The following is a 21,336-nucleotide window of genomic DNA, read 5'->3' on the forward strand; positions in this document are numbered from 1 at the left end:
ACATCATTAAAATGATGCATGCTCCACTTTTATTTATACAAATTTTGTATTTCTTCTTTATTTTTAAGTATCTCCGAAAACTTATCACTACACCCTTTCGGAAATAATACTCCGAGTCCATATGAATGTCCAAACTGAAAATGAGGGTGCTTCGCCTTGATCTCATCCCAAAACTTATACACGCCAAAATCACCACTTCTCACTTCAATATCATGAAATAATACAATACCGTTTTTGGCGACTTTAGGTAACCACGTTTTATAATCATGAGAAACAGCTTCATACGTATGGTAGCCATCAATATGCAAAAGATTTATCGTTTCATCTTGAAACTGATCTATAGCATCATCAAAAGTAGACCGAATTAATTTTCCTATATTAAGGTAGTTAGCGCTCACAACTTTTTCTACTATTTGAAAAACCCCTTCTCCATATGGACCTGTATGCCCATCTCCAGCCCAAGTATCTACAGCAAAACATTTTGTAGTTAACCCACCATCTTTTACTCCCTGACAAAAACTGAAGAAGGAAGCACCTAGATGTGTGCCTAACTCAACTAAAGTTGCTGGTTTTTCAAATCGTACTAAGTCATATGCGAAATTTAAATGCCCACTCCACGCAGATTGTGACCGAATAATAGGACTAAATTTTTCAAAGTCAAACGATGGTTTATGAGTAACCCAGTTCATTGCATATCTCCTTATACACATATTTTTAACAAACCAAATTACTCTTATCTTTATTTTTTTTTCATTGCGATTATGATTATATTTCATAAAAATATGCAGAATTTATTCTTTTGAAATTCAATTAAAGATTCATTGTCTCGCCTTCACTTTAAGCCGGATGATTGTCAAAATGATTCCTAATACAGCACAATTTTTATGGTATATTCCAACCTTAAATCGTAATCATTATGATTTATCATTGATTTTTTCTTTTCTATCTATTATCATAAAACGTAATGATTACGATTTAAAGGAGAGAAATTATTTTATGAAAAAAGTACCTATTACCGTTTTAAGTGGTTTTTTAGGAGCCGGAAAAACCACTTTACTGCATCATATTTTGACTAATAAAAACAACTTAAAAGTAGCTGTTATCGTTAATGATATGAGCGAAGTAAACATTGATGCGTCCCTTATAAAAAAAGGTGGTTTTTCACGCACAGAGGAAAAATTAGTAGAAATTCAAAATGGTTGTATTTGTTGTACACTACGAGAAGATTTAATGATAGAAGTGAATCGTCTTGTTGAAAATGGTGATATTGACTATATAGTTATTGAATCTTCTGGTATAAGTGAGCCTATTCCAGTTGCCCAAACCTTTACTTATACAGATGAAGTTCTTAACATTGATTTAACGAAAAATTGTCACCTCGATACGATGGTTACAGTTGTAGATGCACATAGATTTTGGGATGATTTTGCAGATGGAGAAAGTTTGCTAGACCGAAAACAGGCAATCGATGAAACTGATACTCGGGAAGTTATTGATTTATTAATAGATCAAATTGAGTTTGCAAATGTAATTATTCTTAATAAGATAGACCTACTAGAAAAAGAAGATGTGATAGAACTCCATCATTTACTAAAGAAATTAAATCCTAGCGCCAAGGTTATTGAATCTTCATTTAGCAAAGTACCATTGCAAGAAGTTTTAAACACAAATTCATTTAATTATGAAGAGGCCAGTCAATCGGCTGGCTGGATGCAAGAATTAAATAGTGACCATCATACACCTGAAACGGAAGAATACGGTATTCATTCCTTTGTGTACCGTCGTAAATATCCTTTTCATCCTGAACGCCTTATGAATTGGCTAGAAAAATGGCCATTAGATGTTGTAAGAGCGAAAGGATTTTTCTGGCTCGCCTCTCGTAATACTATGATAGGGCTTCTATCACAAGCTGGTTCCTCTATTACAATTCAAGGTGCTGGTGAATGGATAGCGGCATTACCTGAGGCTGAAAAAAATCAAATCATTACAGAAGAACCAGAAGTATTGAAAAACTGGGATGAACAATATGGAGATCGAATAACTGAACTCGTATTTATCGGAATTGACATGGATCGTTCTTTAATTGAACAATCATTAGATAGTTGTCTATTAACAGAAAAAGAAATGAAACAAGATTGGAATAGCTTTGTTGATCCTATTCCAGCTTTTACTTATACTTCATAACAAAGTGAAAAAAGGCTTCCGTAGCATGGAGCCTTTTTTCACTTTGTAGCACTCTTATTTAACATATTTGCTTTCATAAGAAACACCATTGTACCCAAAACAATTAAGGTAGCATATACGACACCAACTACATCACCTATTTTTTCTAAGCCAAACGGTAATAGTATAGTAGCAACTCCGACTATATAGGAAAATACTCCTGAAAGCTTCGCTAATTTATTTTTATCTCCAACAAACGTTTCTTCTTGATATCCTGCAAACAAAAACAATCTCTTTTTCACATGTATTTGATACCCTAAAAAAATGATAAGTAATCCAACAAATAAACAAACCAAAAATCCTGCTAGCATTTCAATACCACCCTCTCTACAATATTTTACCACGTACAAAAAAAAATTCGTCTCCATTATTAATAACTTTTCATTTAATTAGAAGTTTCAGTTTATTGATGCTCTTTTTTGTGATATATTGCATATTGTATCCAATATATATTTTTGGAAGGAGGATTATATGTCTTATGGATCCAAATCGATTAAAAGGAATTATAATGGTCATAATCGGTGCTTGTTTATGGGGCTTGTCCGGAACAGCTGCGCAACAACTTTTTCAATATGAAAATGTTTCAACCGAATGGTTAGTTACGATCCGTTTGCTTATATCTGGGGTTATTCTACTCATTATTTCATCATTCGGAACGAGAAAAAAAGAGATTTTTGCCATCTGGAAGCAAAAATCCGACGCTAGTAAAATGATTTTGTTCGGTCTTTTCGGCATGCTTGCTGTACAGTATACGTACTTCGCCTCTATTAAAGAAGGAAACGCTGCTGTTGCAACTTTGTTACAATATTTAGCCCCTATATTTATCACTGTATACTTACTTTTCAAATGGAACGTTCGTCCATCAAAAATTGATTATATTTCAATTACACTCTCATTAGTAGGGACTTTTCTCTTATTAACAAACGGGTCTATGCATAACTTAGCTGTATCTACACCAGCTATCATTTGGGGCATTTTATCTGGACTATCTCTTGCATTTTATAGTTTGTATTCAAAAAAATTGTTAGAAAAGTGGTCTTCATCTGTTACCGTTGGCTGGGGTATGATTATTGGGGGTATTGGTGTAACGATTTTACACTTTGTTTCCACAAACGAATTCATTTTATTATCCACTATAAAGTATGTAAAACTAAGTACCCTCCCGCTCATTACATTTGTAGTCATTTTCGGGACACTCATAGCATTTTATTTGTACTTAGATAGTATAAGATACCTTACGCCGAAAGAAACAACGTTATTTGGTTGTACAGAGCCGCTCGCAGCTATTATTTCTTCCGTACTTATTTTGCACGTACCGTTTCAATCTTTTCAGTTATTAGGTGCTTTTTGTGTCATTGTAATGGTGCTTATATTAAGCCAAAAGCCGGATGAAGGAAAACCGAAGCTAAAACTTATGAGTAGAAAAAAACAAAACATACAATGAAAGGATTGAATTATTTATGCCTATCCCTCAAAATTATAAAAAACCTGGAAGAGTTTCCGCAAAGTCACTCGTTTTAACCCAACTACAAGATTGGATTATAGAAGGTGTATTACAACCAGATGAAAAAATTAATGATGGGGAATTGGCGGAAGCACTAGGTGTAAGCAGAACACCAGTTAGAGAAGCTTTACAAATTTTAGAGCTTTCTGGGCTAGTAGAAATGATTCCCGGTCAAAAAACGAAAATTGCTCCTATTAAATTAGAAGACGTATCTATCATTTATGAGACGCTGGCCGGTCTTCACTCAATTATAGGAAAACAAGCACTTCAAAAAGTTACAGATGCTGATATTAAACTACTTTCCGAGATAAATGATACTTTTCAACAATCTATACATGAAAAAGATTCAAAAAAAGCTTTAAAACTAGATATACAATTTCACAATACAATTACTTCTATTGCTAAAAACCGATATATTGAACCTTTTCTAGAAAATATGCAGCTTCACGTTTTACGACTTGAATATTTGTTTTTCCAAAACTTTGTGCCTGCAAGTCAATCTATTAAAGAACATCACTCTATCATTCAAGCACTTCAAAAGCAGGACGAAAAACAAATGGAACAAATGATGGCTCAAAACTGGCTCCGTCCCATGAAAGAAATACAAAAAATGATTTCTATGAAAGAATAAGAAAAGCTGGTTACACAAAAGTGTAACCAGCTCCCTCTTTACTAATCTATATACTATGCCTGAATATTCGCGTAATCTTCAATATCTTCGTACTCTTTTTCCAATTCCTCTAAAGATAGCTCGTATAATTGTCTGTCGCGAATCTTAAACACCCCTGCTCCAATTAACTCATCAATTAAATGCCTCTTACGATTTTCAACAGCAAAACGGAGTTGACTACTCATCTTTTAAAAAACTCCTTTCTACGATCATTGAAAATGATAATCCTTATCAATTACCACTTTTGATTATAAAAGATGATTCTTAATAAGTAAAGTAATCTTATGAAATATTTACCTTACAAAGTATTTGTGGCCACATTATATATATGTATGCCCTGCGAAAAATGTTATGACACTTTTTCTGATCCTTTTTCTTTCATACTTTGCAAGTTGTCTCGCTATGATAAAACTCACCTTCCTTTTCTACTTGGATGGTGACATGTTCTACATGAAACTTCTCCTTTAATACATCCGTAGCTTCTTTTAATACACTTTGCGTTTCATTACCTTTTATAATCAGGTGGCAAGTTAATACTTGAAAATCCGATGTGACAGACCATATGTGCAAATCATGAACTTCTTTTACAATCGCAATCGTTAATAATGTATTTTTCACCTCATCCATATCTATGTGCTGCGGTGCACCTTCCATTAATATATGGACTGTATCACGTGTTACACGCCACCCACTAATAATGACTAAAATAGACACAAGAATACTAGCAATTGCGTCTGCAACATTCCATCCGAAAAATTTAATAAGTAACGCAGCAATAATCGCTCCAACTGACCCTAATAGATCACCTAGTACGTGTAAGAAAGCACTTCTTAAGTTCAAATTACCTTTCACATCTCCGCCTCTCATTAATATCCAAGCTGATAAAATATTAATAAGCAAACCAAGTACAGCAATAATGAGCATCCCATTACTAGCAATCTCAACTGGTTCTTTAAAACGACGAATTGCTTCAATAAAAATGTATATAGAAATGACGATAAGAACGACACCGTTACATAATGCCGCTAACATTTCGACGCGCTTATACCCGTATGTTTTTGCAGTCGTCGCTGCTTTTTCTCCAAGCTTAAACGCAAGTAAACTTAAAGCCAAGGATACTGCATCACTTAACATATGCCCCGCGTCAGATAATAGTGCTAAACTATTTGTTACAAATCCGCCAATAACTTCAGCAACCATAAAGCTTGTTGTTAGTAAGAATGCAAGTAGTAACGCCTTTTTATTTTTAGAATACCCGTGATCATGTGAATGTCCCATACTTATACTCCTTTAAGTGCCATATCTGTATGTTAGTATGAAACAAACTCCCCATCTTTATCCCGGATTGACCGCCCGTAAACCCCGCTTCCTCTGTATACACACTTCGCTACTTTTTAAACAATCCCTTTTTCTCAAATAAAAACAAGACTACTTCTTTTTTATTTTCATATTGTTTACTATTGAAAGAAATTTTAAGGAGGTTACGAAAATGAAACGTTTATTTCTCTGTATGGAGCGTGAACTTGTTGTAGTGAAAGAACAAGATGGTAACTACGAAACGACTTGTCACTTGCAAAATATGCAACCTACCTGTATTGCCGTTGATCCGTTCCAACAAAATCGTATATATTGCGGAACATTTGGACGAGGTTTATGGTTAAGCGACAATGGCGGAGATTCGTGGAGACCAATTGGGGATTCCTATCGCTACTTTGATTTCCCTAAAGAAGATGGTATTTTACACTCCTCTATCACTTCTATAACGATAAGCCCTAATGAACAAGTTAACAGATATGGAGTCGTTTATGTAGGGACTGAACCGAGCGCTTTATTCCGTTCAGAAAACGGTGGTGAAACGTGGACGGAACTTAAAAATATGAAATCATTATTATCTTCTTATACGTGGGCTTTCCCGCCTAGACCTTTTACCCATCACGTACGCTGGATCACAGTTGATCCAAACAATCCAAATACAATTCACGTTTCAATCGAAGCTGGTGCTGTTATTCAAAGTAACGATAAAGGGCATACATGGATTGATAAAAAATTCGGTGCTCCTATCGACGCCCATCAATTACTCATGCACCCCGAAGCCCCCAATCGCCTTTATGCATCATGTGGTGACGGATTTATGGGCGGACCTGATCGTGCCTATCTTGAAAGTTATAACAGTGGAAACAGCTGGATCTCATGTAGTGAAGGACTTGAGCATCATTATTTATACAGCATGGCTATCGATCCAGCTGATTGCGATACTGTTCTCGTTTCTGCTGCGCCAAGTGCCGATCTCGCTCATCACCGTATTCCTTATGAATCTTATATATATCGAAAAACGAAAGATACTCCTTTTGAGCAAGTACAGCAAGGACTGCCGTCTGCAATCGGTACAGTCATTTCGATGTTTGCGACAAATCCAGCAGAACCACATACGTTTTACACTTTAAATAACAATGGCGTCTTTCAATCCAATGATAGCGGCGAATCGTGGGAACAACTAAACATTCCGTGGAAAGATGAGTATAAAACGCAGCATCCGCATGCTTTACTCGTAACTAGTTTTTAACGAAAAAGAGACTGCCTAATGTTTTTAGGCAGTCTCTCTTTTATTTCTTTAAATCAATTACAATATCATCTAACACAATACCCTTATTGCCTCCCAGTTTTCGAGACACGAAACTCTCCTTTACTTGTCCTCCAACTATTGTTACCGAACCATAATTTTCAGGAGTGTGAATTCTTAAATTAACGTGAGGCGTTATTATTAGCTTGGTTGCATTCTCATTGAGTTGTTGGAATGTTTTACTCCAATTAAAATTATAAGAATCCTCACCTGAGCCTCCATTTCCTTCCCCAGAATACTGATTACCTAAATCATCCCTCACTTCTAAATCGATATCCACTCCATCCCATACACCCCTTATTTCTTGAGATACTTCTTGGTTGTAGTATAAAATAAACGACATTGGTGTTATTTCCATTCTCTCCATATTTACTTTTACACCATCTTTTTCTGTACTACCTCTAATCAATTGCTCCTTATTTTCTATTCCTCTTAGATTAATATTAAAATTCCAATCCCCTTTTATCGTTTCTTCTGTTTCTAAAATGTCTATACTTTTTATACTCCATTCAATGTTCACTGTAGTTTCTTTACTACTAACTAGATCGCTGCTTGTTTTTATTAAACCTGTATATTTTCTATCAGCGACTTTAGTAATTTCATTGCTTCCTGATTGGGCACCTGCTCCTTTAATAGTTAAAAAATCCAATGTACTTGGATTTTCGCCTAAATCTCTGTTACTTTCTATAGAATAGTTTATTGATACTGTCTTCCCATCGAAAATCGCATCATTTACCGTTATCTTAATTCCATTGCTTTCTTTTATCATATTTAGTACTATAGCGTATTGTTTATAATTATTATGAAGCTCCGCCGTCTTCTCTACGTCAGCTTTATAATTTTCATATAACCCTGTTCTACCATTATCTAAAAATCGGAATATGTCCCCTACTATTGGTAGTCCTCCAGCGTATGTAGGAAATCCGATGCCAAGCATGGCAACCGATACGCCGACTAAAATAGATGCTGCAGCAACACCTTTTTTCCAACTTTTCATCTTTTTCTTCGTACGTATCGACTGTTTTAAGTTACGCTTCACTTTTTCTTTTTCAATTTCAGAAGTCCCAATTTCCTCAAGTTCTTTTTCATCTATATCAATATCATTTAATAGTTCATAAATATCTTTCATATTGCACTACCTCCAAAACTAATATTCGTAGCATTTTGTTGTAGTTTCTTTTTCCCACGGTACACGCGATTATCGATCGCTGCCCGAGTTAACCCTAACTTGTCTCCTATTTCTTCTGTCTTCATACCGAGAAGATATTTCATAATGAATACTTTTTGATCTAACGGTTCCAATTGATTAATAAGATTCAATAATTCTTCCCTATCTTCCATAACGATTAATTCGTCTTCTGCCGATTTTTTGGTACTAATATGAAACTCATCTGAAATGATTTCTACTTTTTTATTCGCTTTTCGGTAATAATCAATTGCTTTAAACTTTGCAATCGCCGCAATCCATTTTTTAAAGTCACTCGGCTCTCCATGAAATTTATTTGCGTTATTCCAAATGGAAAGAAATATATCATTTATGCATTCCTCCATCAATCCATCATTTTGAACTGGAAGAAGAACTTTATGCGTGATCCCCTTTATAAGTGGTAAGTATGTATCAACAACAAATTCTAAGGCATCTTCTTTTTGCCGCTGTAATCTTTTTATAAAATTTTTCTCATTTGATTTCATGTAGCGATTCCCCTTATTTTTTTGTAAAAGCTTTTACACCCTATATAACGTCCTGAAAAATGTTTTCTCTCATCTTTTTTATTATTTTTTTATGTAATGGAATACTTTTCCTCAGCCATTGTCTCATATAACTTTGCATTTGAAGAAAATTTTCTCAAGTCTACAGTTTAATTCATGTAGTACACTATTTATGTAGTCATTTTTTAACTTAGTGTACATTTTATTTTGTTAATCTACTTTTAATTATTTTAAATTAGGAGATGAGATGTGTATGTGTGGAATTACAGGCTGGGTAGATTGGAAGAAGGACCTTTCCAATGAACATGTTGTTTTAGAAAAGATGGCGAATAGCATTGAGCATCGTGGTCCGGATGCTGAAGGATTTTGGTTTTCACCTAGAGCGGCTTTTGCACACCGGCGATTAATTGTAATTGATCCAGAAGGCGGGACACAACCAAAAACATTCCGTGCTGGTGATTATACGTATGCTCTTACTTATAATGGAGAAATTTATAATTTCCGTGAGCTGAGAGAACAACTTCAAAAATGTGGACATGCATTTGAAACTCATTCAGATACAGAAGTGTTACTACATGCTTATTTAGAATGGAAAGAAGACTGCGTACAACATTTAAATGGAATTTTCGCTTTCTCCTTATGGGATGATCAGAAACAACAATTATTTTTAGCGCGCGATCATTTAGGTGTAAAACCACTTTTTTATACAGAAAGAAATGACAGTATTATTTTCGGTTCTGAAATTAAAGCATTATTAGCGCATCCATCTGTCCCTGCTGAAATTGATGCGGATGGAATAAATGAAATATTTGGATTAGGGTTATTTCGAACTCCAGGATGTGGTGTGTTTAAGCATATTCAAGAAGTACGTGCTGGACATTCTATAACATTTACACGTGATAAAAAAGTAGTTACGAAGTATTGGAACTTAGAAAGTAAGATCCATACAGACTCTATAGAAGATACATCTTCTCATATTTTATCTATTTTACAAGATACAGTAAAAAGACAATTAATTGCCGATGTTCCACTCGTTTGTATGTTATCAGGCGGATTAGATTCTAGTGGTATTACTGCACTTGCGGGGAAAGAATTTGCAGAGGAACACAAAACACTTCACACATATTCAATCGACTTTTTAAATAGCGCGAAAGATTTCGAACTGACATTTGCTCGAACTGGTCTAGATGCTCCTTGGGTAAAACGTGTTTCTGAACATGTAGGGACGTCGCATCATGACATTATTGTGAATGCTGAAGAATTAGCAAATCACTTATTCGTTCCCCTTCATGCGAAAGACTTACCAAGTGCAGGCGAAATGGAAACTTCACTATATTTACTATTTTGCGAAATGAAAAAAGATGCAACTGTAGCTTTATCCGGGGAATCTGCCGATGAAGTATTCGGTGGGTATCCTTGGTTTCATCAAGAAGAACTATTATATGTAGATAAGTTTCCGTGGTTAACAAACTGGAAAAACACATCTTCTCTAATATTAAACGACGTATCAAAGCAATGTAATCCTGAGCATTATATTCATACACGATTCCATGAAGCTGTTCTTGAAGTACCTACTCTTGAAGGGGAAAGTAAAAAATCCGCGAAACAACGCCAAATGTTTTATTTATTTTTAACGAGATTTCTCCCGTTCTTACTTGATCGTAAAGACCGTATGAGCATGGCTGTAGGATTTGAAGTTCGTGTACCGTTTTGCGATTACAGATTAGTTGAATATTTATGGAACGTTCCTTTCAACATAAAAAGTATTGATAATATTGAAAAAGGCATTTTACGTAGAGCACTAAAACCAGCTTTACCTGACGATATACGAAATAGAAGAAAAAGCGCTTATCCAACTTCACAAGACCCACACTACTTACAAACGATTCGTAATTTAACACTTGATATGTGTAGTAATAAAAACAATCCTATTTTCTCACTCATTAACCATTCCATTCTACTTTCAATTGCTGATCAAAGTAATAAAGAGATTAACACTTTTGAAGCGAGGAGTGCTATGGAGTATATGCTACAAGTAAATGAATGGTTGAAAACGTATCATATTCATATTGCTTAACAAAAAGGAGTTCAAGGACAACAAACCTTGAACTCCTTTTTATTATGAATTAGCGCATTGTCTATTTTCAGTATCGATAGACCATCCGATAATGGTGGCACAATCTCTACCTTTCCACTGCAGTACATTTGTTAATACCGGCTCAATCTGTAAGCTATTTCCGTCGTGTAATATTTCTACTAAAGATTGATCATCATCAAACCTTCGTTTATCACACTCTAAAATACCGTCCGTTGCCATTACAATGTGATTCGTACCTTTTTCTAATCCCCTCACACCTGAAGTAAAACAAGGTGTATTTGCTGCGAAAATATTTTTCCTGCCAATATATTCGTAATTCTTCCGTTTATTTAATCGTCCTTTTCCATTCTTCGTTTGCTCAGAATGGAATAAGTATGCGAAACAATCACCAACTGATAGCCAATATAAGAACTCGCCTTTTCGCAAACAAATTAAACATGCAAGTTCTTCATCATTTTGATCACATTTTTCAATAAATAACTCATCTGTGAATAAGGCTAATAAGTACATATGTGTATGATGAAAAGCTAAATGTATTGGGTATGAAAATAATTCTTTTAGTTTCTCTTTTCTTTCTGAAATTGCTTCTATTATATAATTGATATTTTTCGTTTTATGATGTGTATCAAAAATCATAACAAATTCAAATTGTAATTCAGGATCCCACCAAGCAAGCACCGCATCTCCTCTTTCATATGCATCACTTTCTTGATTTCCACCGTATACGCCGACTGAAAGAGGACCACATTTTTCAACATGTATTTCATCTACATACATCTGTTCATGACTAATCCATTTAAATGTATTCACAGCTATCATCCTCTCTCTTGCTAAATGTATACCTTTACACATAGATTACCTTATATTTCAATAAAAATAAACTTTTTCAATATTTTTTATCCAAATAAAAGGATTTTATTTCTGTATTAACGAATATATCTTATTATACGATATAAAAATAGGGGGATTTATTATTATGAAAGACATCAATCAACATTGGGAGAGCATTTATTATCACTTACGATGTGAATATGAGGACAACCTTTCCCACCAAGCAATTCGTATTTTACAAATCGTTTCCCGTGAGAAAAATATAACAATTGGAAAAGTTGCTTCTGAGCTTAGTCTCTCTCATAACACAGCATCTGAACACGTAAAGCGCCTTATTCAAAAGGATTTCCTCCTTAAAGAGAGAAATAAACAAGATGAAAGGGTCGTAAATCTTACATTAACAACCGAAGGAATGGAAGTATTAGAAAAGCATACTTTACTAGATAAAGAAAAGATAAAAATATTAGAATCACAGTTATCAAAAGAAGAACAACAATTAATTGAAAAAGCCTTTTCTTTATTAGCGAAGGAGGCAAAATATGCATTTCCTCGTTAAAGTTATCGTTTCGGCACTTATTATCGGTATCATTACTGAAGTCGCTAAACATTATAGTACGATAGGCGGCTTTATCGCTGCCCTTCCTCTTGTCAGTTTACTTAGTCTATTTTGGATTTCTTTCGAAGGTGGTAACAAACAAGAATTGAGTCAATTTGCTTTAGGTGTATTATATGGATTTCCTGCATCAGCACTACTACTATTTATCGTCTATATTAGTTTAAAAAATTCATTTGCACTTAGTACATCTGTCCTACTCGGTATAGGTGCTTGGTGTATCGTTTTTGCTTGCCAAAAATTATTTCAAACTTAGGAGGAATTATTATTCATAAATTTGTAGAGATATTGGGACAAAATATAGAAGTATATATAAAAGGAAGTAGTAAACAAACTATAGTCATTCAAACTGGAATGACTTGCTCCTTTTATGATTGGCTTCCCATTATGAAAAAGCTTTCCGAGCACTTTACAGTCGTTTCATACCATCGCCCAGGTTACGGAAAAAGTGAGTTGGGAATGTATCCGCGTACTACGATACAAGTAGCAAAAGAACTACATATGTTACTAGACAAACTATATATTCATGAGCCAATCATTCTAATCGGTCATTCCTATGGAGGATTATGTGCACAACATTTTGCGATGTTACATGAAGATAGGCTACAAGCAATTCTTTTAGTTGATTCTACTTCCATGAACTTACACCGATTAGACGAACTTCATTTACCGATTTCTGATCAAACTGATTCTGATGATATGTGGCTTCAAAAATATAATACGTACTCCAAAATGGATGTCGACACACTTTATAATGAACAAAAACCTATGCTCGTCAACAAACCAAAACATTATATAGAATTCTCTACATCACCCTCATTATATAAAGCGACGGTTTCTGAACTATCCGAGTGGAAAAACTGTGCTCGTTCAATAAAAGAGCTAGATATAATATTAGAAATACCATTAATCGTTATCGGTAGAGATCCTCATTATTCTATTACTCAAATGATTGAGGGCGGCATGCCAAAAGAGGAAGCAACACAACTTGAATCGACGTGGCAAAAACTAATTCGTGAACAATTTCACCTCTCTATAAACAGTCAATATATTCTAGCTGAACATGCTAGTCACGGAATAGAAAATGATCGACCAGATATTATCATTGAAGCTATTCACTCATTACACACAAAAAAAGGAAGCAACTAAAGCTGCTTCCTTACTTATCTATTCATAATCTTCTTCATCATCAATTTCTTCATAATACGAATACCCATTGCTTACATATATAGGACCATTCGCAACATCAATACGTAGTACCCATGCCCATGGCACAGCTAAACGTTTATGTAGTGCTCGCCAAAAGTTCATCGATTTTCTTTCATACTCCTGGAACTCCTGTAGTAACTCTTTATAGGAGGAACCGTCTAACTGAATATTTGCTTCTAACAAACGAGAATGGGCACAGTACTGTAACTCTAGCTCAGCAGCAATTTCCATTTCTTCTTCCGTTGCCATACCAATAATTGTTCCATCTGCTGGTGCAATTTCATATACGTTGTGAACTTCAATAAGCCCTTCTTTCTCTTTCTCAAACATGTAAACAGCCTCCTTTAACATATATTTTTTATGTTACAAAGTCATACTTCTACAATAACTTCTCTCTTTCCTCTTTTTTTGATAAACTTTTACAAAATATTTATCCAATGACCTGCTTCCTCTATTCTTTCAGCAGAAATGAAACGATTATTATCAAAAGTTAATTTGTACACGTCAGGCATTTGAATTGTTTTCCAAAACTGAAAATCATATTTCGAATCAAAATAATTCATAAGTAACACCATAATATTCCCATGAGTACCTATTACAATATTCTTCCCTTTATATTTTTCCAATATATTTTGCATGCATAATATAGCACGCTTTTGTGCTACATCATTTGATTCTCCGCCTTCATATGCAAAAGTCCAATCTTCCCACACATTCTCAATGGCATCATTAAAATCTTCTACTGGCTCTGAACTTAATAACCTTTCCCGTAAATCTTCTTCTATTTGTATCGATACATTATATGTATTCGCAATTCCTTGTACAGTTTGAATTGCTCTTTTGTACGGGCTAGAGATCACAACATCAATATGCCCATCTTTTAATAAGCGTGTTACATTTTCTGCATCACAGTGTCCCTTTTCAGATAAAGGCCGTTCACATTCTTCTTTTGTATATGTTGAGTGGGCATGGCGAACGAAATATATTGTCGTCATTTTTCAACTTCCTTTCTTATTTTCAATCTATATTCAATTGCATAATTAGAAAATCCTGTATCATTTATAGAAAAGAGTGCTTTTTAAAAAGCACTCTTTTGTTTACATAATAAAATTATTTCATTATAATTTATTTCTAAATTCCTTACTTGTTATAAAATCTTGAATAAAATAATCTATGTTATTTCTAAGTTTTTGATATGCAACTTGATCATCTATATCGTTAAACATAATTACAACTTCCACCTTATTGCCGTTTTTATCCGTAGTATACAAACTTTTTGTCAATACGAATGCGGTAGAACCACCCTTTTGTCCAGCGTATTCAAACTTACTATTTTTAACTGTTCCGTTAAAAACATTCTCAATTTCATCTTGCATTGATTTTGGAAAATAATTTCTACTATTTATTTTCCCCATTATACTCATATAATCTTTAGCGTTTGCACCCACTAATCGATCTGACCAAATTCGCTGAAATTCCATATCTACCTTTAATGGGATATCCCGTTTTTTCCATTCTTCTTCATCTTTCATCCATTCATGTATTTGTAACACATGTTTATTATACTCATCCTTTGACATGTTACGTATCGTTTCTAAAGATTGATTTTCTGGCTCATGAAGCTCTTTTTCTACATACCCTCTCATATATAGTGAAGCAGTATACGAAGAGAACTTGTCATGACTAGTAAGCTCTAACTCTTTTATACTTTCATTTACTCTTTCTATTCCAAGCTTTTCTAACAAATATGTTGTATTTGCATTCGAACTATAATGAATCATCCCTTTAGCGACTTCTTCCAAAGCGATTTGTCCATTTTTCACTAACTCTCTCGCTTTAGCATCTTCTAACCAGTTAGGATGCGCTCCACCATCAGTGTTTTTAACGTAATATTTTTCTAGCTCCTGCAATGAAATTTGTTCATCTCGACTTATTTTCCCTTCTGATACTTGCTTAGCAAATTCAACTGCTATTACGATTTTCGCCGTACTCGCCAATGGTAATTTTTTATTGGCATTTATAGAAGTTAATACTTCTCCATTTCTTTTAATAAATAATGAACATGTTTCATCGTCTTTATGTTCTTTTATGTACTTTAATACGTAATCAGGATCTTCTTTTGACAAATAGTACTTCATAATGACAAAGAAAGCTATAACAGCTACTAGAATCACTCCTGCAACAATTCCTATAATCTTAAATATGTTCACAATATACCCCCACTGATTATTAGTTGAACCAATCGGCGTTTACGGGCAGCCCGACTATCACCTAACATCTTCGCTCCAGCCGAATTTTAAGGTGGGAGTTTTACTGCCCGTTAATGCCAGATACATTCCCTTCTATATAATTATTATAACGAATTTAATTACAAAATTATACAAAACAGAATAACTCTTCCTAAAAAAGAAAGAGTTACTCTATTTCACATGAAGTTATTTGTCCATTTAACGTAACGACTATATTTGAGTCGTCACTTTCTTTAACATCTTTTAGCCGTTTGGAGTTAGGTGGACCAATTACAACTGACTCCTTAATTGGCGAAAGGTCCTTCTCTAATTTCTCTGCACTTACACCGTATGCAGCTTGAAATACTTCTGGTGGTGTTAATCTAAGTATGTCTGATCCTTCTGCTGTTTCAAACTGATCGTTATTGAAGAACAAATGTAATTGTACTTCTTCTGTTATGGCTGTGATCCAATGCCACCATCCCATTGGAATAAAGACAATTTGCCCCGCTTTTACATGATAATTTTGCAATTGATTCGTTTCAGGATTTAAAATGGATGTAACTGCTTCTCCTGATACAACAACATCTAATTCCCATGCATTCGGATGCCAATGCGGTTCTCGCATATGTCCCTTCGTCATAAATAAATCAACAAATGCTCCTCCAATCATTGCTGGTAACTGCGTTGAAGTAACTTCATATGCAACGTTTTTCTCATCCCTTTTAAAAAAGACATTTTTTCTTGAATCAAAGAAAAGGTTTGGAGTTCCTGAGCTTTTCTTTAAATTTTTATTATCTGGAACATAACCTGACGTACTCATATCATCCCTCTTTTCCGCTCCTAACATTTTGTACTTAACGATGTATCGTATGGAAAAAATAGATGATATGTGCCTATTCAGCACATAATAAAAAAACATGCTTTCATTAGGAAAACATGTTTTGTGATATCCTTCACATTGTTTAGTTAAATAATAACTCTTTTACTTACCATGATGTAACATTAAATCACTAAGTTCTTCTTCAATGTGATTTAATTTCGCAACGCCTTCTTTCCATTTATGAATATAACGTGAAACTCCAACGAAAAATAAAACAATAATTGTAGAAAGAATAATACCATACACGATTGCTACAGTACTCATAGTTACACTTCCTTATAATTAGTAATGTGGTTATTAGTTATATTTTTATTATAAACCTTTTTCTTTTAAAATACTTCGATTTCAACTTTTTGTAACAAAATTGATTTTTCTAATATTTCGTTCGTAAAAATGGCATATTTTTCACAAATTATACAAAACTTCACCATATGTACTATTACCATATGAGTTATATTATTAAATAGAATAAAGGGGATGATATACTATGACGACTTGGTTTATTGTACTGTTAGTTGTATTTGGGGCATTTAAAATTATCGTTTCTAGCCTTCCTAACTCTGTTATTGAATCCATTATTAGCAAGTACGAAACACATCCACAACTTGAAGAAGAGAATGTGACTGTTACTATTAATGGGAAGAGCGTAGAAGACGAAAAAAAGTCTCAAATCATTCATGATTTTAATGAAGGTTTATTTTTAGATCGCTATTATGCACCGCCTCACAATGAAGGCACTCCTTTAATTATCAATGCAAAACGTGGCAAAAAGGATTTTACATTTTATATTTATAGTCACGAGGAGCATGTTGATGTTGTAAAACAACATAAAAAGAAGGTAGTTGCTTATAGTTTACGCTCTAAAAATCTTCAAAATAGTGATATGTTCGTGTCAGCTGACTTAGCTTAATACTCATATATTAGAAAAAGGAATCCACGAAATATGGATTCCTTTTTTCTCATTTACTGAAAAATAAGCTCTGTCTTCAAACTATCTTTCGGTAACAACCATCCTTTTTTCTCTATACTCGCCATTAATAATTCTCTTTGTTTTGTCGCAATACTTTCCTCATTTGTTTTAAACGACACTTCTATTACGAAGTCATCTTCTATCTTCCCAGTATTACTTAATGGCCAAATTTCAATATTCGTTTTTATATTTTCAAATTCACCTGTATATCGTTTCATTAATACAGGACCGTAAATGTGAGAATCCCTTAACATTTCTTCTCCCCAATTCGTATACAACCATTTGTTCATTTTCCCTGGTAACTTTTCTATTAACATATTTTGAGAAGCTTGTTCATTTGGTAAATCAAGTACCCCATATCCTTTCGCACTGTAACTTTTCTTATTTGAAATACTTAACGTTTTCTTCCCAAATCCCCAATCTATTTCCGCCTCATAACTATCAGTTTTACTATCAAATCCTTCTTTTTTAGCTACTTCTAGTGCATCTTGAATTACACCATTTTGAATAGGATATCTTTTTTTATATGTTAGCTCAAAATCTTTACTAAATTCTTTCTTTCGAATTCTCGCAAACCAACCTTCGTTACTTAAACTTTTATTCGCCGTATCTAAAAATTGCACTTGTATTCTTTCATCATTTGTACCAGCTTGGAAATGTTCTAGTACCTCTTGCTTCATCTCTTTGTTATAACCTAATACTTGTTCTGGCTTTAATAATAACTTCACTTCAAAACTAGGTTTCATTGGACTAGCAGCAAACCCTTCCATCACGTTATAAAGGAAACAACAAAAGAAAATGCTTACGAATACAAATACTTTTTTCATATACCTATCCCCTTTACATTTTAAATGACTTCTATACGTTCCATTGCAAGTGAATATATATTTTCATATCCTGCTGTACTTAGCTTTTGTTGTAATCGATCCGTATCCTCTTTATGAGCGTGCACTAACAAAGTATGTTCCGGTAATAATATATTTAACATGGCCTTAACATCACCCATACTTTGATGAACTTTATACGGAACTCGATTCACCCTACATGTATTCCTTACATGCTCTTTCATAACTTTTTCTGCAAAACTCTCTTTCGCAATATGTCCTGTAAAAATAATGGAATTCCGTTCTTCATGCCGAAGTTGTTCATAGTATAACTGTGCGCGTTTCGTTTGCATATTCGCATCACTCATTACAACTATTCCGTAACTATTTTGTATACTAATGTCATGATCCATAACGATTATGTTTCTTTTTAAACTCTCCATAACCCATTGAAGTTCTTCATTATTTCTTATCCAATCTTTATATAGGAACATCTCTTCAAATCCAGCCAAAATTTCTTTATCTACTATAAGCGGAAATTCTTTATATCGTTCATATAAATACAATACTATATCTTGCGCCCTACCAAGTTGCGGCAGCGGTAGTAATGCTATTCCTTTATTTTTCATAACTCGTTCAATTTCTGCACATAGATCATCTAATCTTTCATTTTGCGAAACATCATCAGTATGGTAAGCGGCATCTACAATTGCAATTTTTATATTGCTTCGCAACTTTTCAGGTAAATTAGCTCGTAGTATATTAGATTCTGCGGAATAATCACCAGAATAAAATACGTATGTATTACACATATCCACTAAAAACCAAACCGCTCCTAATACATGCCCACTATACCCCCATTGAAACCGCAATGTAGGAGTAATCTGTATCCATTCATTTGGATTACTAATCTCATCAATACATACATAATTTAAATCTTTTATATTTTGATCGTTATAAGGTACATTCCACCCTTGCGAAAGATTGTAGTTTCTCCATTTTTCAAAATAAGCTGGAAGTTGTTCCTTTGTATAACGAGTTGTCCAAATTTTTTTCTTATATCCATACTTCGCTAATAAAGGTAAACCCATCGTATGATCTTCATGAATATGCGATAAAAATACCGCCTCTAAAAATGGAACGACTTCTCTTTCTATTTTTGGATAACTATCTTCATACGATCGATTAATACCACAATCAAATACGATTTTTGTCTCTTTATTTTTTACAAAATAGCAGGAACGACCGTACTCTCCTGCTCCTCCCCATACTTCTACCCTCATCATGCGACCCCTTTTCTTTTTTGCTCCATATGTTGCAGAAGTAATAAGCATAGTGTTGTAAGTCCAACAGAAACAACTGCCATCGCCATTCCTATAGATACTTCCCCCTGTTCAAATTGAGCAAAAATAAACGTTGCTGACGTTTCTACTGATGGAGGTAATACGAGAAGCGATGCTACTAACTCTCGTATTGAAATCGTAAATGTCATCGCCCATCCAGCGAGAATGCCAGGAATAATAAGAGGCAATATTATTTTCCTAAAAATATAAATATAATTCCCGGAAAAAATACTTCCTGCCTGCACAAGAGAGTCATCAATTTGTCCGAGCGATGATTTTATATACTGCACTGTATAAGGTAAAAAAAGAACAACATACGTTACGATAACCATAACAGGTGTATTGTAAATGGACATAGGCATATATGGTGAATTCCAAAATAAAATAAGACCTACAACCATCACTATTCCTGGTACCATATTCGGTAACATACCGCACATATCAAGCCATTTTTCAGAAGACTTCTTCCCCTTTCGAATCATAAGTGCTAAAAAGACTCCAATCATTACAGCAACAACCGCTGTTACGAGCGAAAAAAGAAAACTGTTCCATAAAGCTTCTAATCCTGGAGAACCCATTGTAAACAATGCTTCATAATGACTTATTGTAAAGTTATTTACATGTAATCCACCGCCTCTTAATTTCGACAATGAAGCAATTAGTATAGAAAAGTATGGGATACCAATTGATACGATTAGCAAACTAATCACATAAACCCATGCTACAACGCGCGCAAATATAGACAAAGTATACCTTTTAGATTTCACACCTTTTCCACTAACCATTGCATATGAATACTTTCGATTCAATACATTTTGCATATACCAAATGAGCATACATGCACTAAGTAATAAAGAAGATAATGCTGTTGCACTACTAAAATCAATCGGCCAACTCGAAATAAATTTATGGATTTCTGATGTTAACACGTGGAATCCTATTCTACGCCCAAATGTAGCTGGTGTTCCAAATTCAGCAATCGTCTTTACGAAAATGAGTAAAGCACCCATGACATAGCTTGATACTAATAACGGCAATATTATTTTTCGTAAACGATAGAAAAAGCTCCCACCATGAACTGCTGCCGCTTCTTCTTTACTACTCCCAATCTGAAGTAACGTGTTTTTCAACATGAAATAAAGGAATGGGAATAAATGCAGACTCATAATTAAGACCATACCTCCTAAACTAAAAAACGATGATGAAATCGTCTTTAGCATCGGAAAAAATTGTTCAAAATAGCCGTTAGGTTGCATGAACAAAATCCATCCCATCGATCCGATATAAGGCGGGGTCATAAATGGAATCATAAAAACAATATCTAACTTACTATACTTTCCTACATCTGTTTTACTCATAATGAACGCCAATGGAAATGCAAATATTGTAGCTCCTATTACAACGAGTACACCTAGCAGCATCGAATTCAGAAAAATCCCAGCTAATCCGCCACTCTGCATGACTTCAAAAGGCTTTAAAAAATTCCAACTGCTATTTTCATATACACTAGAAAATAAAATGAGAAAAAGCGGAATGACGATTAACATCGCCACAAGTAACAACGCTACTGTCATTCCAACTTGTCTTACTGACACGAATCGATTTACCAT

Annotated in this window: 25 protein-coding genes; 9 read left to right on the forward strand and 16 right to left on the reverse strand. The window is 34.2% G+C overall.

The window, feature by feature from the left end; genetic code table 11:
- Positions 1-29: 29 nt before the first annotated feature.
- Entirely contained in the window at positions 30-689 is a 660-nt protein-coding gene (locus JDS95_RS06295; RefSeq protein WP_001104662.1) for a class I SAM-dependent methyltransferase, read from the reverse strand.
- A gap of 307 nt (positions 690-996) precedes the next feature.
- On the opposite strand from JDS95_RS06295, the gene JDS95_RS06300 reads away from it, so the two are divergent.
- On the forward strand, positions 997-2,184 hold the full coding sequence (locus JDS95_RS06300; protein WP_070173012.1) for a GTP-binding protein: 1,188 nt from the start codon (positions 997-999) through the stop codon (positions 2,182-2,184).
- 38 nt (positions 2,185-2,222) lie between these two features.
- Here the strand turns inward: JDS95_RS06300 and JDS95_RS06305 are convergent, their stop codons facing one another.
- Positions 2,223-2,534 (reverse strand): DUF3784 domain-containing protein, encoded by a 312-nt coding sequence (locus tag JDS95_RS06305; RefSeq protein ID WP_199690332.1) that lies wholly within the window; start codon positions 2,532-2,534, stop codon positions 2,223-2,225.
- A gap of 167 nt (positions 2,535-2,701) precedes the next feature.
- Here JDS95_RS06305 and JDS95_RS06310 point away from each other — a divergent pair, with 167 nt between their 5' ends.
- Both JDS95_RS06310 and JDS95_RS06315 read left to right on the forward strand, forming a co-directional pair.
- Entirely contained in the window at positions 2,702-3,667 is a 966-nt protein-coding gene (locus JDS95_RS06310; RefSeq protein ID WP_199690334.1) for a DMT family transporter, read from the forward strand.
- Between the two features lie 16 nt (positions 3,668-3,683).
- Positions 3,684-4,358, forward strand: coding sequence for a GntR family transcriptional regulator (locus JDS95_RS06315; RefSeq protein WP_085449955.1), 675 nt, complete (start codon positions 3,684-3,686; stop codon positions 4,356-4,358).
- A 53-nt stretch (positions 4,359-4,411) separates the two neighbouring features.
- On the opposite strand, the gene fbpA is transcribed toward JDS95_RS06315, so the two are convergent.
- Positions 4,412-4,582: a Fur-regulated basic protein FbpA gene (gene fbpA, locus JDS95_RS06320; RefSeq protein WP_000098300.1), complete on the reverse strand. Its 171-nt coding sequence runs from the start codon at positions 4,580-4,582 to the stop codon at positions 4,412-4,414.
- A 193-nt stretch (positions 4,583-4,775) separates the two neighbouring features.
- Complete coding sequence (locus JDS95_RS06325; RefSeq protein ID WP_199690336.1) at positions 4,776-5,675, reverse strand: cation diffusion facilitator family transporter; 900 nt, start codon at positions 5,673-5,675, stop codon at positions 4,776-4,778.
- Positions 5,676-5,886: 211 nt separating this feature from the next.
- Between JDS95_RS06325 and JDS95_RS06330 the strand changes: the two genes are divergently transcribed.
- The gene (locus JDS95_RS06330) at positions 5,887-6,960 is read left to right on the forward strand and encodes a WD40/YVTN/BNR-like repeat-containing protein (protein WP_144467522.1); all 1,074 of its coding nucleotides are present in this window, start codon (positions 5,887-5,889) and stop codon (positions 6,958-6,960) included.
- A 40-nt stretch (positions 6,961-7,000) separates the two neighbouring features.
- Here JDS95_RS06330 and JDS95_RS06335 read toward each other — a convergent pair whose 3' ends face one another.
- The gene (locus JDS95_RS06335) at positions 7,001-8,146 is read right to left on the reverse strand and encodes a DUF4179 domain-containing protein (RefSeq protein WP_085449956.1); all 1,146 of its coding nucleotides are present in this window, start codon (positions 8,144-8,146) and stop codon (positions 7,001-7,003) included.
- Complete coding sequence (locus JDS95_RS06340) at positions 8,143-8,709, reverse strand: sigma-70 family RNA polymerase sigma factor (RefSeq protein ID WP_000840025.1); 567 nt, start codon at positions 8,707-8,709, stop codon at positions 8,143-8,145. Before JDS95_RS06340 ends, JDS95_RS06335 begins: the two co-directional genes overlap by 4 nt.
- A 271-nt stretch (positions 8,710-8,980) precedes the next feature.
- Here JDS95_RS06340 and asnB point away from each other — a divergent pair, with 271 nt between their 5' ends.
- A complete protein-coding gene (gene asnB / locus JDS95_RS06345; protein ID WP_000333950.1) occupies positions 8,981-10,804 on the forward strand; it encodes an asparagine synthase (glutamine-hydrolyzing) in 1,824 nt (607 codons plus the stop codon).
- Between the two features lie 42 nt (positions 10,805-10,846).
- Here asnB and JDS95_RS06350 read toward each other — a convergent pair whose 3' ends face one another.
- On the reverse strand, positions 10,847-11,677 hold the full coding sequence (locus tag JDS95_RS06350) for a PP2C family serine/threonine-protein phosphatase (protein ID WP_002043012.1): 831 nt from the start codon (positions 11,675-11,677) through the stop codon (positions 10,847-10,849).
- A 124-nt stretch (positions 11,678-11,801) separates the two neighbouring features.
- Here JDS95_RS06350 and JDS95_RS06355 point away from each other — a divergent pair, with 124 nt between their 5' ends.
- From JDS95_RS06355 to JDS95_RS06365, 3 genes are read left to right on the forward strand one after another with little or no spacing between them, the layout of a single operon-like run.
- Positions 11,802-12,212, forward strand: coding sequence for a MarR family winged helix-turn-helix transcriptional regulator (locus JDS95_RS06355; protein ID WP_000651923.1), 411 nt, complete (start codon positions 11,802-11,804; stop codon positions 12,210-12,212).
- Positions 12,196-12,525, forward strand: a complete 330-nt coding sequence (locus tag JDS95_RS06360) for a DUF3147 family protein (protein ID WP_000545617.1) — start codon at positions 12,196-12,198, stop codon at positions 12,523-12,525. The genes JDS95_RS06355 and JDS95_RS06360 overlap by 17 nt, the downstream gene beginning before the upstream one ends.
- Positions 12,486-13,418 (forward strand): alpha/beta fold hydrolase, encoded by a 933-nt coding sequence (locus JDS95_RS06365; protein ID WP_002093795.1) that lies wholly within the window; start codon positions 12,486-12,488, stop codon positions 13,416-13,418. The genes JDS95_RS06360 and JDS95_RS06365 overlap by 40 nt, the downstream gene beginning before the upstream one ends.
- Before the next feature lie 18 nt (positions 13,419-13,436).
- On the opposite strand, the gene JDS95_RS06370 is transcribed toward JDS95_RS06365, so the two are convergent.
- The 6 genes from JDS95_RS06370 to JDS95_RS06395 form a co-directional block, all read right to left on the reverse strand.
- Positions 13,437-13,808: a hypothetical protein gene (locus JDS95_RS06370; protein WP_000461765.1), complete on the reverse strand. Its 372-nt coding sequence runs from the start codon at positions 13,806-13,808 to the stop codon at positions 13,437-13,439.
- An 89-nt stretch (positions 13,809-13,897) separates the two neighbouring features.
- On the reverse strand, positions 13,898-14,473 hold the full coding sequence (locus JDS95_RS06375; protein WP_144467523.1) for a histidine phosphatase family protein: 576 nt from the start codon (positions 14,471-14,473) through the stop codon (positions 13,898-13,900).
- Positions 14,474-14,596: 123 nt separating this feature from the next.
- The gene (locus JDS95_RS06380) at positions 14,597-15,688 is read right to left on the reverse strand and encodes a serine hydrolase (RefSeq protein WP_001019993.1); all 1,092 of its coding nucleotides are present in this window, start codon (positions 15,686-15,688) and stop codon (positions 14,597-14,599) included.
- Between the two features lie 205 nt (positions 15,689-15,893).
- Positions 15,894-16,529, reverse strand: coding sequence for a cupin domain-containing protein (locus tag JDS95_RS06385; protein ID WP_144467524.1), 636 nt, complete (start codon positions 16,527-16,529; stop codon positions 15,894-15,896).
- A 162-nt stretch (positions 16,530-16,691) separates the two neighbouring features.
- Entirely contained in the window at positions 16,692-16,853 is a 162-nt protein-coding gene (locus tag JDS95_RS06390; protein ID WP_000108701.1) for a hypothetical protein, read from the reverse strand.
- 65 nt (positions 16,854-16,918) lie between these two features.
- Positions 16,919-17,035, reverse strand: a complete 117-nt coding sequence (locus JDS95_RS06395) for a hypothetical protein (protein WP_002011946.1) — start codon at positions 17,033-17,035, stop codon at positions 16,919-16,921.
- A 41-nt stretch (positions 17,036-17,076) separates the two neighbouring features.
- Here JDS95_RS06395 and JDS95_RS06400 point away from each other — a divergent pair, with 41 nt between their 5' ends.
- A complete protein-coding gene (locus JDS95_RS06400; RefSeq protein ID WP_000214566.1) occupies positions 17,077-17,499 on the forward strand; it encodes a YfmQ family protein in 423 nt (140 codons plus the stop codon).
- Positions 17,500-17,552: 53 nt separating this feature from the next.
- Here the strand turns inward: JDS95_RS06400 and JDS95_RS06405 are convergent, their stop codons facing one another.
- The 3 genes from JDS95_RS06405 to JDS95_RS06415 are packed head-to-tail and all read right to left on the reverse strand — an operon-like array spanning position 17,553 to position 21,336.
- Positions 17,553-18,386, reverse strand: a complete 834-nt coding sequence (locus JDS95_RS06405; RefSeq protein ID WP_000755332.1) for a hypothetical protein — start codon at positions 18,384-18,386, stop codon at positions 17,553-17,555.
- A 20-nt stretch (positions 18,387-18,406) separates the two neighbouring features.
- Positions 18,407-19,669: an MBL fold metallo-hydrolase gene (locus tag JDS95_RS06410; RefSeq protein ID WP_033658363.1), complete on the reverse strand. Its 1,263-nt coding sequence runs from the start codon at positions 19,667-19,669 to the stop codon at positions 18,407-18,409.
- Positions 19,666-21,336, reverse strand: a complete 1,671-nt coding sequence (locus tag JDS95_RS06415; protein WP_144467525.1) for an ABC transporter permease — start codon at positions 21,334-21,336, stop codon at positions 19,666-19,668. Before JDS95_RS06415 ends, JDS95_RS06410 begins: the two co-directional genes overlap by 4 nt.

Origin of the sequence: Bacillus cereus group sp. N24 (genome assembly GCF_016483345.1) — a bacterium.
Taxonomy (GTDB): Bacteria; Bacillota; Bacilli; order Bacillales; family Bacillaceae_G; genus Bacillus_A; species Bacillus_A toyonensis.